Annotated in this window: 5 protein-coding genes; 3 read left to right on the top strand and 2 right to left on the bottom strand. The window is 74.1% G+C overall.

The annotated features are described in order from the left end of the window. Positions 1-15 precede the first annotated feature (15 nt). Positions 16-8,067, bottom strand: coding sequence for a type I polyketide synthase (locus ACFWEP_RS09720; protein WP_387368263.1), 8,052 nt, complete (start codon positions 8,065-8,067; stop codon positions 16-18). 387 nt (positions 8,068-8,454) lie between these two features. Here ACFWEP_RS09720 and ccrA point away from each other — a divergent pair, with 387 nt between their 5' ends. The 3 genes from ccrA (at position 8,455) to ACFWEP_RS09735 (ending at position 12,924) form a co-directional block, all read left to right on the top strand. Then, the gene (gene ccrA / locus ACFWEP_RS09725) at positions 8,455-9,810 is read left to right on the top strand and encodes a crotonyl-CoA carboxylase/reductase (RefSeq protein ID WP_387368255.1); all 1,356 of its coding nucleotides are present in this window, start codon (positions 8,455-8,457) and stop codon (positions 9,808-9,810) included. A gap of 154 nt (positions 9,811-9,964) precedes the next feature. Further along, entirely contained in the window at positions 9,965-11,842 is a 1,878-nt protein-coding gene (locus ACFWEP_RS09730) for a fatty acyl-AMP ligase (RefSeq protein WP_387368257.1), read from the top strand. Beyond that, on the top strand, positions 11,839-12,924 hold the full coding sequence (locus ACFWEP_RS09735; protein ID WP_387368259.1) for a beta-ketoacyl-ACP synthase III: 1,086 nt from the start codon (positions 11,839-11,841) through the stop codon (positions 12,922-12,924). The genes ACFWEP_RS09730 and ACFWEP_RS09735 overlap by 4 nt, the downstream gene beginning before the upstream one ends. A gap of 9 nt (positions 12,925-12,933) precedes the next feature. On the opposite strand, the gene ACFWEP_RS09740 is transcribed toward ACFWEP_RS09735, so the two are convergent. After that, entirely contained in the window at positions 12,934-13,779 is an 846-nt protein-coding gene (locus ACFWEP_RS09740; protein WP_387368261.1) for an SDR family NAD(P)-dependent oxidoreductase, read from the bottom strand. Positions 13,780-14,129: the final 350 nt, after the last annotated feature.

The following is a 14,129-nucleotide window of genomic DNA, read 5'->3' on the forward strand; positions in this document are numbered from 1 at the left end:
GGCTCCGGGCATGCGCTAGGAAATGCCGAACTCCTTGCCGATGAAATCCATCAGTTCGTCGTCGGTGGCGGACGAGAGGCCCGCGGCCACGTCCTGGTCGTCAGCGTCGGCCGGGCGGGGTTTTTCGTCGCCCGCCGCCAGCGCGGCCAGCCGGGCCGCCGCCTCCGCGCGTTCGGGTCCGCCCGGCTGCAGGGAGGCGAGCAGGGCCTCCAACCGGTCGAGATGTCCGGCGAGTTCGCTTACCGCGTCCTCCTGGGTCCGGTCTGCCGGGACGAGGCGTTCGTGGAGGAGCTCGGCGAGCGCGTGCGGGGTGGGGTGGTCGAACACCGCGGTGGTCGGCAGGTTGAGGCCGGTGTGCCGGTTGAGCCGGTTGCGCAGTTCCACGGTGGTGAGGGAGTCGAAGCCCTGCTCCTTGAAGCCCCGGTGGATCTCGACCGACCCGGCGGGCCTGCCGCCCTGGACCTCGCCGACCTGGGCCGTCACGAAGCGGAGCAGTAGCCTGCGGCGCTCTTGGTCGCTCGCGGCCGCGGCCAGCTCGGCCACCAGACCGCTCTGTCCGGGCTCGTCGGGCGAACCGGCCCCGGCGTCGGCAGGGGCGGTCGTCAGCTCCGCCAGCAACGGGTGGGAGCGGCCGGCCGCGAGAACCTGCCAGTCGGCACGGCAGACCACCAGATGGGTCTCGTCCCGGTCCAGGGCCTGTTCCAGTACGGAGACGGCGAGTTCGGGCTCCATCGGGAGCAGCCCGCCCCGCGCGTTGCGGTGGGCTCCTTCGTCACCGGCGATGCCGTCGCCCGCCCACTGGCCCCAGGCGATCGAGGTGGCGGGGAGCCCGGCGGCCCGGCGGGTGTGGGCGAGGGCGTCGAGATAGGCGTTGCCCGGGGCGTAGTTGCCCTGCCCGGGGGTGCCGGCGATCCCGGTGACTGAGGAGAAGAGCACGAAGGCGGACAGGGGGAGTTCGCGGGTGAGTTCGTCCAGATGGCGCGCGCCGAGCGCCTTGACCCGCAGGACCCGGTCGGCCCGCTCCGGGGTGAGGGCGTCGAGCAGGGCGTCGTCGAGTACGGCGGCGGTGTGCACGACCGCCGTCAGCGGGTGTTCGGCGGGCACCGCGGCCAGTACTCCGGCGAGCGCGTCGCGGTCGAAGACGTCGCAGGCGGCGAAGGTCACTTCGGCTCCCAGTGCGGTGAGCTCGTCGCGCAGGGCGTCCGCGCCGGGCGCGTCGCCGCCCCTCCTGCTGACCAGCAGGAGGTGGTCGGCGCCCTTGCGGGCCAGCCAGACGGCGGTGTGCCGGGCGAGCGCCCCGGTGCCTCCGGTGACGAGGACCGTGCCGCTCGGGGTCCAGCCGGCCGTACGGCCGCCGGGGGCGGCTTCCAGTGGTGCGGGGACGAGGCGGCGTGCGAGAAGGCCCTCGGGGCGCACGGCGAGTTCGGCTTCCCGGTGGCCTCCGGTGAGGGCGGCGGCCACCCGGCCGGCGGCGCGGGCGTCCGCACGTCCGGGCAGATCGACGACACCGCCCCATCCGGGGCTCTCCACGGCGGCGATCACGCCGAGCCCCCAGACGAGCGCACCGGTGGGGTCGGCCGTCCGGTCACCGGAGGTGGCGGCCACCGCCCCACGGGTGAGCGCCCAGAGCGGGGCCCCGGTACCGGCGCTCTCCAGCACCTGGAGAAGCGTCGTGGTGGCGGCCGCACCGCGCGGAAGGGCAGGCAGGTCCGGGTCCGTTCCGTGGTCGAGCGCGAGCAGGGACAGCACTCCGGTCACCGGCTCGGCCGGGGCCCGCCCGGTCGCTTCCGCGAGCAGCGCGGCGAAGGTGCCGCGGTCCGCCCGCAGGTCCGCCACCGGGACCAGGTCGACGCGCGCGCCGCCGCCGGTGAGGGCCTTCTCCAGGAGCGGCGCCCATGCGTCGTACGGGCGGTCGCCGTCGGTGGGCCCGGCCGGCACGAACAGGAGCCAGCGGGCCGGTCCTGCCGGGGCGGCCGGCTGGTCCGGTACCGGCTGCCAGCGCACCCGGTACCGCAGGCCGTCGGCCTCGGCGGCCCGTCCGCGTTCGCTCCGCCAGTGGGCGAGCCGGGGCAGGACGGTGCCCAACGCCTCGCGGTGTGCCGGTTCGAGGAGGCCGAGCGTGTCGGCGAGGGCGTCGAGGTCCTCTCGTTCCACGGGCTCCCAGAACCGGTCGTCCTCTGCGGGCACGGCAGAGGGGGCGCGGAGTACGGGTGCGTCCGCCCAGTGGCGGCTGCGCTGGAACGGGTAGGTGGGCAGTTCCACGCGGCTCGGCCCGGTAAGGCCGAGGACGGCGCTCCAGTCGACCGAGGCTCCCCGGGCGTGGGCGGCGGCGACCGCGGTCAGCGTGCTTTCCGGCTCGGGGCGGCCCCGGCGCAGCAGGGAGGCCAGGGCGGGCGGCGGTGTGGCCTCGGGGCGGTTGCCGGGCAGGGCCTCCTGGGTCAGCGCCGTGAGGACGGCGTCGGGGCCCAGCTCCAGGAAGGTGGTGACGTTGTCGCGTTCCAGGCGGCGGGCGACGTCGAGGAAGCGGACCGAGCCCCGGGCGTGCGCCGCCCAGTAGTCGGGCGTGAGCGGCCGTTCGGGGGTGAAGTGTTCGCCGTCGAGCGCGCTCAGCAGGGGGATGCGGGGCGGGAGGTGGGTGAGGCCTTCCGCCACCTCGCCGAGTTCGCCGGTCATCGGGTCCATGAGCGGGGAGTGGAAGGCGTGGCTGGTGCGCAGCCGGCTGGTGCGGCGGCCACGTGCGCGGAAGCGCTCGGCGGTCGCGAGTACCTCCTTCTCCTCACCCGATATCACGGTTGCGGTGGGTCCGTTGACGGCCGCGATGCCCACGGCGTCCGCCAGTCCTTCGAGTTCGGCCAGCACCTCGTCCTCGTCGGCCTCGACGGCGACCATGGCCCCGCCTTCGGGGAGCGCCTGCATCAGGCGTGCGCGAGCGACGACGAGCGCGGCGGCGTCTTCGAGGCCGAGCACTCCGGCGACGTGGGCGGCGGCGATCTCACCGACGGAGTGTCCGGCCACCACGTCGGGGTGCACGCCCCAGGACTCCAGCAGCCGGAAGAGCGCCACCTCCAGGGCGAACAGGGCGGGCTGGGTGTACAGGGTGCGGTCCAGCTCGCCCCCGTGGCCGGCGGGTGCGTCCGGGGCGCCGTGGATCACGTCGCGCAGCGGAGCCGACGCGTGCCCGGTCATGTGGGCATGGAGAGCAGCGCAGTTGGCGTCGAACGAGGTGGCGAAGACGGGGTGGGCCGCGTACAACTCCCGCCCCATGCCGACCCGCTGACTGCCCTGCCCGGTGAAGAGGAAGGCGACCCGGCCGTGGGCGGCGGCGTGGCCGCGTACGACTCCCTCGGCCGACTCGCCCCGGGCGACGGCGCGTACGGCGGTGCGCAGGGCGGCGGGGTCCGTGCCCACCAGCACGGCCCGGTGGTCGAAGGTCGGCCTCCGGGCGAGCGCGTACGCCACTTCGGTGGCGTCGGTCGCGCTCGGGTCCTTGTCGTGGCCGAAGAGCGCGGCCAGTCGGACGGCCTGATCCCTCAGCGCCTGCGGGGTGCGGGCCGAGAGGACCCAGGGCACGGGGCTGCCGGGCGCGGCCGGTGTGCGGGCGGGCTGCGGCGGGGCTGCGGGCGCCTCTTCGAGGATGAGGTGGGCGTTGGTACCGCTGATGCCGAACGCGGAGACGGCGGCGCGGCGCGGGCGGTCGACGGCCGGCCACGGGGTCTCGCGGGTGAGGAGTTCGACGGAGCCCCGGCTCCAGTCGACGTGCGGCGTGGGCCGGTCGACGTGGAGGGTCCCGGGCAGCGAGCCGTGACCGAGGGCAAGGGTCATCTTGATGACCGCCGATATGCCTGCCGCCGCCTGGGTGTGTCCGATGCTGGACTTCAGGGAGCCGAGCAGGAGCGGCCGGCCCTCGGGGCGGTTCTGTCCGTAGGCGTGGATCAGTGCCTGGGCCTCGATGGGGTCCCCGAGGGTGGTGCCGGTGCCGTGGGCCTCCACGGCGTCGACGTCCGCGGCGGTCAACCCGGCCGACGCGAGGGCCTTGCGGATGACCCGCTGTTGGGACGGGCCGTTCGGGGCGGTCAGACCGTTGCTGGCGCCGTCCGAGTTCACCGCGCTCCCCCGGACCAGGGCGAGCACCCGGTGGCCGTTCCGGCGGGCGTCGGAGAGGCGTTCGAGCAGGACGAGCCCCACCCCCTCCGACCAGGCGGTGCCGTCCGCCGCCGCCGCGAAGGGTTTGCAGAGCCCGTCCGGGGCCAGGCCGCGCTGCCTGCTGAACTCGGTGAACATGCCCGGTGCGGCCATCACGCTCACGCCGCCGGCCAGCGCGAGGTCGCATTCGCCCGAGCGCAGCGCCCGGACCGCGAGGTGGAGCGCCACCAGGGACGACGAGCAGGCGGTGTCCACGGTGAGCGCCGGGCCCTCCAGCCCGAGGGCGTAGGCGATCCGCCCCGAGGCGACGCTGACGGTCGCCCCCGTGAGCCGGTGGCCCGCACCGTCCCCGGTGGTCTCGTGCAGCCGGGGGCCGTACTCCTGCTGGGTCGCGCCCACGAAGACCCCGGTACCGCTGCCACGCAGTGCGGCGGGGTCCACCCCGGCCCGTTCCAGCAGCTCCCAGGAGGTCTCCAGCAGGAGCCGCTGCTGGGGGTCCATCGCTTCGGCCTCGCGGGGCGACAGGCCGAAGAAGTCGGCGTCGAACCGGTCGGCGTCGTGCAGGAACCCGCCCCGTGCGACGTAGGATCCGCCGGGCCGGTCGGGGTCCGGGTGGTGGAGGTCCTCGGGCCAGCCCCGGTTGACCGGGAAGCCGCTGGTCGCGTCGGTGCCCGCGACCAGGAGGTCCCAGAGCTGTTCGGGGGTGTCGGCGCCGCCGGGCCACCGGCCGGCGGTGGCGACGATGGCGACCGGATCGTCGTCGGACAGCGTTTCGCCGGGCGGCCGTACGACGTCCGGCGCGGCCTCCCGCCGGGACTCCGCCTCCAGGTGCCGGGCGAGCGCGAGGGGCGTGGGGTGGTCGAAGGTCAGGGTGGGCGTCAGCCGCAGCCCGCTCGCGTGGGAGAGCCGGTCGGTGAACTCCACAGCACCGAGGGAATCCAGGCCGAGCGCCTTGAACGTACGGTCCGTGTCGAGCCCGTCCGTGGAGGTGCTGCCCAGGACCTCCGTGGCGGCGGCGGTCACCAGTCGCAGGAAATCCGGGCGGGCGGCTGTGCCGGGCGCGCTCTCGACGTGCGGAAGCTCCCGTCCCGGCGTGGGCTCGGCCTGGCCTTCGGCCTGGAGGGCGGGGTCCCGCCCGGCGTCCGGCGAGGCGGTCCCGGCCCTCGTCGCGGTGGCGAACCGGAACGGCCGGCGCTGGAACGCGTACGTCGGCAGGGTGGCGCGCTCCGTGCGGTCGGTGCCGGCGAAGAAGCCGGACCAGTCGGCGTCCGTGCCTCCCGTGTGGAGTTCGGCGAGTCCGGTGAGCAGGGAGAGCCGTTCGGGCGTCCCGGGACGCAGCAGCGGCACCGCGGTCGCGGTGGTGTCGCCGTCCGCCGCCAGGATCGAGCGGGTCAGCGCGGTGAGGACGTTGCCGGGTCCCGACTCGACGTAGCCCGACACCCCCTGTGCCGTCAGCGTACGCACGGCGTCGTGGAATCGGACGGGGCGCCGGATGTGCTCGGCCCAGTAGTCGGGGGAGGTCAGCTCGTCCGGGCCGGCCGGCTGCCCGGTCGCGTCGGAGATCACGGTGAGGGTCGGCGGGCGGAAGAGGAGACCGGAGGCGATCCGCCGGAACTCCGCCACCGCGCCGTCCATGTGCGGGGAGTGGAAGGCGTGGCTGACCTTGAGGGCGCGGGTGCGGCGCCCTCGGGCGGCGAAACGTGCGGCAGCCTCCTCGGCCGCGTCGGCGTCTCCCGAAAGCACCACGGCCATGGGGCCGTTGACGGCTGCCAGGGCCAGGCGTCCCGCGTAGTCGGCGAGCACGGGGGCCGTTTCCTCTTCCGTGGCCTCCACCGCGATCATCGCCCCGCCGGTGCGGGCCTCACCCATCAGGCGCCCGCGCGCCGCGACGAGGGTGGCCGCGTCGGCGAGGGACAGCACCCCCGCGGCGTACGCGGCGGTGAGGCCTCCGACGGAGTGGCCGAGGACGAAGTCCGGCTGCGGAAGGTGCCGTTCGAGTGCCCGGTGGAGAGCCGCACCGAGGGCGAAGAGCGCGACCTGGGTGTATTCGGTGCGGTCGAGCAGAGCGGCTTCCGGGGTGCCGGGCGCGGCGAACAGGATTGCGCGCAGGGGTCGTTCGAGGTGGATGTCGAGGTGGGAGCACACCTCGTCCAGCGCCTCGGCGAAGACGGGTGTGGTGCGGTGGAGTCCGAGGCCGGCGCCGGGACGCTGGCTTCCCTGGCCGGGGAAGAGGAACGCGAGGGGACCGGCCGCGCGGGCGCGTCCGGTCACGGCGCCGGGGGTGCGGTGGCCCGCCGCGACGCCGTCCAGGGCTGCGAGCAGGCTCGTACGGTCGGCACCGAGGGCCACCGCCCGGTGGTCGAACAGGGCGCGGGTGGTGGCCAGCGCGTGCCCGATGCCGTCGGGGGTCGCCTCCGGGTCCGCCCGTACGTGCGCGGCGAGCCGCCTGGCCTGGGCCCGCAGGGCGGCCGGGTCGGCGGCGGAGAGCGTCCAGGGCAGGACGGACTCCGCGGGGGAAGCTTCCGTACGCGCGGCCTCCGTATGCGCGGCCTCCGCCCGGGGGGTGGCTCCGGCTCGGGGTGACGGGCGGACCGGCGTGGGCGGCTCGGCCAGCAGGACGTGGCAGTTGGTGCCGCCCATGCCGAAGGCGCTCACCCCGGCGATCAGCCGCCGGTCCGGCCGGGGCCAGGGGCCCAGGCGGCGCTGGACCCTCAGGCGCAGGGTGTCGAGCGGAATGCTCGGGTGGGGCGTCTCGTGGTTGAGGGTCGCCGGAATCCGCCGGTTCTCCAGGCTCAGCACGGTCTTGAGGAAGCCGGCGATCCCGGCGGCGCCCTCCAGGTGACCGATGTTGGTCTTCGCCGAGCCCACCACGAGCGGCGAGTCGGCGGCGCGGCCCGCGCCGTAGGCGGCGCCGAGCGCGGCGGCTTCCACCGGGTCCCCCACAGGGGTTCCGGTGCCGTGCAGCTCGACGTACTGGACCTCGTGCGGGTCGATGCCCGCCTCGTCCGCCACCCGCTCCAGCAGCTCCCGCTGGGCGTCGGCGCTCGGCACGGTGAGGGCCTCGGTCGCGCCGTCGTTGTTGACCGCGCTGGCGAGGATCACACCGTGCACGCGGTCGCCGTCCGCGAGGGCCGCGTCCAGGGGTTTGAGGAGGACGAGGCCGCCACCTTCGCCCCGTACGTACCCGTTGGCGCGGGAGTCGAAGGTGAACGAGCGCCCGTCCGGGGAGAGTCCGCCGAAGCGGGCGGCGGCCGAGGTGCTGTCGGGTGCCAGGACGAGGTTCACCCCGCCGGCCAGCGCGAGGTCGCAGTCGCCGTCCCGGACCGCCCGGTGGGCCAGGTGGAGGGAGACGAGAGCGGAGGACTGGGCGGAGTCGACGGTCAGGCTGGGGCCGCGCAGCCCGAGGTGGTAAGAGACCCGGTTGGCGAGCAGGCCCCGGTTGAGGCCGGCCAGGGTGTGCCGGGTGAGGGGCTCGGCATCCTCGCGGTGGCGCAGCAGCGCGTAGTCGTACGCCATCGCCCCCAGATAGACGCCGACCGGGGTCCCGGCGAGCGCACCGGGGACGATCCCGGCCTCCTCCAGCGCCTCCCAGGCGAGTTCGAGGACCAGCCGCTGCTGGGGGTCCATCTCGGCGGCCTCGCGCGGGGAGACCCCGAAGAACGTGTGGTCGAAGTGGTCGACCTCGTCCAGGAAGCCGCCGGGCAGATCCTCGTCGGAGCTGCTGCCGCTCCCCCGCCCGCCCGGGCCTGTCGGGCGGCGGTCCTCCGGGAGCGGGCGGACCGCGTCGGCCCCCTTGCTCAGCAGGTCCCAGAAGGACTCGGGGTCGGGGGCTCCGGGCAGCCGGCACGCCAGCCCGATCACGGCGACGGCCCGGCCCCCACCGTGGCCGGTACCGGCCGTGCGGTTGGCACCCTGACTGGTCATCGTCATCGCCGAGCCCTTCTCGATCGTCGCGCGGAGCATTGCCGGCGTCGCAGGTCCCGCTTTCCGCGGTCCTGGAATTCGGCGACCGGGCTGGAACGAGTCCGTGGAATTCTTCTCCAAGGGCTGCCAGTAACTCCGGTATCACCTCCCACATCCTTACCTCCAGGGCCCTCCGCGCCTACCCCTAGCCTCCCCCTATGACCTCCATCACCCCGCCTGGACCTGGTAGTTCATCACCTCACCACTGGTTCTGCCCCACTGCGGAAGCCACCCCTAGGGGCGCGGGGAATAGGGGTTCCGTTCCGGAAAAGGCCCGCCGTAGCGTCGAATGGAAACAATGCGAAAGCCTCACGATTCACCGACCCACCGATCCGGAAGGAATCAGCAATGGATTCACTGACCGAGGCCGTTCTCCGGGGAGCCTCACCCGAGGAGCTGGAGCGCGCCCCCGTTCCCACGGACTTCGTGGCCGCCCACATCCGGCAGGAGGACGTCGGCATCTTCGACGGTGTGGCCGACAAGGACGTACGCCGTTCGCTGAAGGTGGACCGGGTACCGATGCCCGAGCTGGCGCCGGACGAGGTGCTGGTGGCGGTCATGGCCAGCTCCATCAACTACAACACCGTCTGGTCGGCGACCTTCTCGCCCGTCTCGACCTTCAACGCGCTCAAGCGCTATGCCCGCACGGGTGGTTACAACGCCCGCCACGACCAGCCGTTCCAGGTCGTCGGGTCCGACGCGGCCGGCGTGATCGTACGCACCGGCGCCGGGGTCCGGCGCTGGAAGGTGGGCGACCACGTGGCGGTCAACGCGGCGGTGGTGGACGAACAGGACCCGGTGACGCATTCCGACGGCATGCTCGGTGCCGACCAGAAGGCCTGGGGGTACGAGACCAACTTCGGAGGTCTCGCGCACTACACCGTCGTACGGGCCAGCCAGTTGCTGCCCAAGCCGGCCCATCTGACGTGGGAGGAGGCCGCCTGCGTGCCGCTCTGCGGCGGGACCGCGTACCGCATGCTGGTCAGCGACCGGGGCGCCCGTATCAAGCAGGGCGACATCGTCCTGATCTGGGGTGCGACCGGTGGTCTCGGCGCGTTCGCGGTCCAACTGGTCAAGAACGGAGGCGGTATCCCGGTCGGTGTCGTCAACTCCGAAGCCAAGGCGAAGCAGTTGCGCAAGCTCGGCTGCGACGTGGTGATCAACCGCGAGGAGATCGGCATCGGCGGCGAGCCCGCGGCCGGAGCCGGGACGGTGGAACTGGCCAAGCGGCTCGGCCGGGCCATCCGGGCGGAGCTCGGCGAGGATCCGCACGTGGTCTTCGACCACGTCGGCCGGGCGACCTTCGGCATTTCGGTCATCGTCGCGCGACGCGGCGGCACGGTCGTCACCTGCGGCTCGAGTACCGGCTACGACCACAGCTTCGACAACCGCTACTTCTGGATGAACCTCAAGCGCATCGTGGGCAGCCACGGGATGAACCTCCACGAGGCTGCGGAGATGATGCGGCTGCTCAAGCTGGGCAGCATCGCGCCGGTCCTCTCCGAGGTGTACCCGCTGGCCGAGGTCGGCGAGGCGGCGCGCCTGGTGCAGACGAACAGCCACACCGGCAAGGTCGGCGTCCTCGCCCTCGCCCCCGAGGCCGGACTCGGCGTGACGGATCCCCAACTGCGCGCCCGGATAGGCGAGGAGCGACTCGGCCCGCTGCGTTCACCGCTCTTCCCGCAGCTCACCCCCACCCGGTGAGAGCTCCGGGCCGAACGCGCACCGCACCACCCGCGTCCGCCCCGGACGCGTGGACCGGAGCCCGCACACGTACCGCTCCACCCGCAACCGCCATGAGTGCCCCGAGCCGAACGCACCGGCGCCCACGCCGCAGCGACGAGAGGCCTGACACCCCATGACCGCCACCGCTTCCGCCACCGCCACTCCCACCGCCCCCACCGCCGGCTCTCCGGGGCGCCGCTCCGGCGCCCCGGACACCACGACGGGCGAGCTGCCTAGCCTCCCCGAAGTGCTGCGTCTGCGCGCCCGCACCCGGCCCGACGACCTCGCCTATGTCTTCCTCCGCAACGGCGAGAGCCCGGAGCAGACCCTGACGTACGGTCAACTCGACCTCGCCGCACGGTCCCGCGCGGCGGTGCTCGACGCCACGGGGCTGCGCGGCAGAGCCGTCGTCCTGCTCTACCCGTCCGGCCTGGAGTTCGTCTCCACGCTCCTCGCCTGCATGTACGCCGGTGTCGCGGGCGCTCCCGTCCAGGTGCCGACCCGGCAGCGCGGCCTGGAACGGCTGCGGCGCATCGCCGACGACGCGGGAACGACCACCGTGCTCACCACGGCAGCCGTCAAGAGCGATCTGGAGCAGCGCTTCGGCGGGTCCCCGGAGCTGGCGGGGCTCACCCTCCTCGCTTCCGACGCGCTCGACGTCCCGGCCGTCGAGGCGACGGACGGACCGCAGGGCGTCGAGTGGTCCGGGCCGCGGGCCGGTCCGGACGACACCGCTCTGCTCCAGTACACCTCCGGTTCCACGGGTGACCCGAAGGGCGTCCGCGTCACCCACGCGAACTTCCGCAGCAACGTCGCCGAGACGGACCAGCTGTGGCCCTGCCGTGCGGACAGCGCCGTCGTCAACTGGCTTCCGCTCTTCCACGACATGGGGATGCTGTTCGGGGTCGTCCTGCCGTTGTGGGCGGGGATTCCGGCCTATCTGATGGCCCCGGAGGCGTTCATCCGGCGGCCGTCACGCTGGCTGGAGGCGATCTCCCGGTTCCGGGGCAGCCACACCGCCGCGCCGAGCTTCGCGTACGAGCTGTGCGTGCGGGACGCCGCCGACAGCGGCCTTGCCGAGGGGCTGGACCTGTCCTCGCTCCGGGTGGCGGCGAACGGGGCCGAGCCGGTGCGATGGGACACGGTGCGCGCCTTCACCGGGACTTTCGCCCCGGCCGGCTTCCGGCCGAGCGCGATGTGCCCCGGTTACGGCCTGGCGGAGAACACTCTGAAGGCCACCGGCAGCCGGGAGGACCGGGAGCCCACGCTCCTCGTCCTGTCGGCCCAGGCGCTGCGCGAGGGCCGCGCACGGCTGATCACGGCACCTCGGGGGCCCGAGGAAGACCTGGTGTCCTCCGCACGCACGGTGCACGCGGTGGGCAGCGGCACCACGGTCGGCGCGACCACGGTCCGGATCGCGGACCCGGAGAAGCTGACCGGCCTGCCGGACGGTTCGGTGGGCGAGATCTGGGTCAACGGTCCCTGCGTCGCGGACGGTTACCACGGGCGGCCCGCGGAGAGTCTGCGGACCTTCCGGGCACGGCTGGTGGGCGAGGAGGACCTGGGCACCTGGCTGCGCACCGGCGACCTCGGCTTCGTGCACGAGGACGAGCTGTTCGTGACCGGCCGCCTGAAGGACGTCATCATCCGCAAGGGCCGCAACTACTATCCGCAGGACATCGAGGTGTCGGCGGAGAGCGCCGACCCGGCGCTGCAGCCGAACTGCGCGGCGGCGTTCTCCGTGGACGACGGGGCGGCCGAGCGGCTGGTGCTGGTGGTCGAGGCGGACGGCCGTGCCCAGCGCGACGGAGGTGCGGAGGGCCTGCGCGACCGCGTGCGGGCCGCCGTGCTCGACGGGCAGCGGCTGGAGACGGACGAAATCCTGCTGGTGAGACGCGGCTCGCTGCCGAAGACGTCGAGCGGGAAGGTGCAGCGCCGCGAGACGCGACGCCGTTATCTGGACGGCGAGTTCGAGGTGCGAGCGATCCCGTCGTCCGTACCGGAGGCATGATGAGCACCGGTGCGGCGGACACCCGCGCGACAGGGACGCGTACGGACGGGGGCGCGGCGGGCACGGTGGCGGCCGGCGTCCCGGGGAAGCTGCGGGCGGCGGCGCCGGTCCCCGGCTCCCGTGTACTGGGGGTCGGCGCCTACCGGCCCGCCCGTGTGGTGGGCAACGACGAGGTCGCGGGGCCGATCGATTCGAGCGACGAGTGGATCCGGCGCAGGTCGGGCATCGCCTCCCGGCGGTTCGCCGCCCCGGACGAGACGGTCGTCGGCATGGCGGCAGCCGCCTCGGTGAAGGCACTGGCCCAGGCGGGCATCGCTCCTTCGAGCGTGGACACGGTGCTGCTGGCTTCGATGTCCCACCGGGAGCAGTCGCCGCCGGCCGCTCCCCGGGTCGCCCACCTCATGGGGGCGGCGTCGGCGGGCGCCATGGACGTGGGGGCGGCGTGCGCGGGGTTCTGCCACGCGCTCGCGGCGGCCGACTCGCTGATCAGGTCCGGCAGCAGCAGATACGTCGTGGTGGCGGGCTCGGAGCGGATGTCCGACATCGTCGACCCGACGGATCGTGGGACGGCCTTCCTCTTCGGGGACGGCGCCGGCGCGGTGGTGGTCGGCCCGGCGGCCGAGCCCGGGATCGGGCCGGTCGTCTGGGGTTCCGAGGGCGGGCGTCAGGAGGCCATCGCCCACTCGTCGCCGTGGCCGGCGGTCGGGACGGCGGCGGCCGGCGCACCGCCCGCCCTGCGGATGGACGGCCCCGCCGTCTTCCGGTGGGCGGTCGCGACGGTGCCGAAGACGGCACGGGCCGCGCTCGACGCGGCCGGTCTGACCCCGGACGACCTGGCCGCGTTCGTGCCGCACCAGGCCAACCTGCGGATCATCGACGGGGCGGCCGCGGCACTGCGGCTGCCGCCCCATGTGGTGGTCGCCCGGGACATCGTGCGGGCGGGCAACACCTCCGCGGCGTCCATTCCACTCGCCATGGAGGAGTTGCTCGCCCGGGGCGCGGTGCCCCGGGGCGGCCTGGCTCTGCTGGTGGGCTTCGGTGCCGGACTGGCGCACGCGGCCCAGGTGGTGGCACTTCCGTGACGGAGGAGGTCAGGACAGCCAGGGGGTGGTGAACGCCTGGACGGCGGAGCCGTCGGCATCGGCCACCTTGATCCCGGCGAGTTCCCGGGCGAGGCCGGAGGTCTGCACCCGGAACGCGGGCCGCTCGGCGGTGAGTACGTCCACCACGGAGGCCGCCGCTTCGGCCGAACTCTGCGCCTGGTCGAAGAGGCCCTCCGTGGTGGCGAGGTACGCCTTGAACGCGGCCTCGTACGGTCCGGCGGCCTCGGTGAGACCCGGCACGGACGGACCGAGGGAGGCGACGAACTCGCTTGCCACAGGCCCCGGTTCGACCACGGAGACCTGCACCCCGGCGCTTGCGGCGACCGGTGCGAGCGACTCCAGGAAGCCTTCGACGGCAAACTTCGCCGCGCAGTACGCCTCGTTGAAAGGCTGGCCGATCAGGCCGCCGAGGCTGCTGACGGTGATGACCCGGCCACCGCTCGCGCGCAGATGCGGGAGCGCCGCGAGTGTCACCTCCACGACCCCGAAGAAGTTCACCTCCATCACGGCACGGAACGGCTCGATGCCGATCTGCTCGACGGTGCCGAGCTGGCCGACTCCGGCGTTGTTGATCACGGCGTCCAGCCGCCCGTGCTCGGCGACCGCCCCGGAAACGGCTTCGGCGACGGATGCCGGGTCCGTCACGTCGAGGCGCGCGACCCGGACACGCGTCGCCACGCCGGCAGCCTCCGCGGCGGCGCGCAGGGCGCCGGCCCGGCCGGTGTCGCGGAGGGTCGCGACGACGTCCCAGCCTGCCTCGGCCGCGGCGACCGCGGTGGCCAGGCCGATACCGGAGGACGTGCCGGTGATGAGGACGGTACGACGGTCGGTCATGGGACCTCCTGCGAGATGCGCGTTCGGCGCGTCGGTTCGTACGCGCGGTCGCGCGGGCGGGTGCGGGACGGCTCCGCCCCGCGCCGGGACACGGGGTCCGGTGCGGGGCGGGCGGTTCCGGGGATGCGGTCCACCGTGTCACCGGCGCCGTGAGGGGCCAACCCCTATTTCCGGTGCCCCCTATGGGTTGTCCCGCAATTCGTGGCGGATCGGTGCGCGGCGTCGGATGCGGTGCGTCGCAAGGCGGAGGGGCGTCCGCATACTGGATGCAGCGGGACGTTCCGACACCGCGGCGAGGTGCCGTAGCTGTCGTCGCGCACCCGCCAGGAGTTGCGGGACAGCCCTTGGCG

Source organism: Streptomyces sp. NPDC060198 (genome assembly GCF_042728415.1).
Taxonomy (GTDB): domain Bacteria; phylum Actinomycetota; class Actinomycetes; order Streptomycetales; family Streptomycetaceae; genus Streptomyces.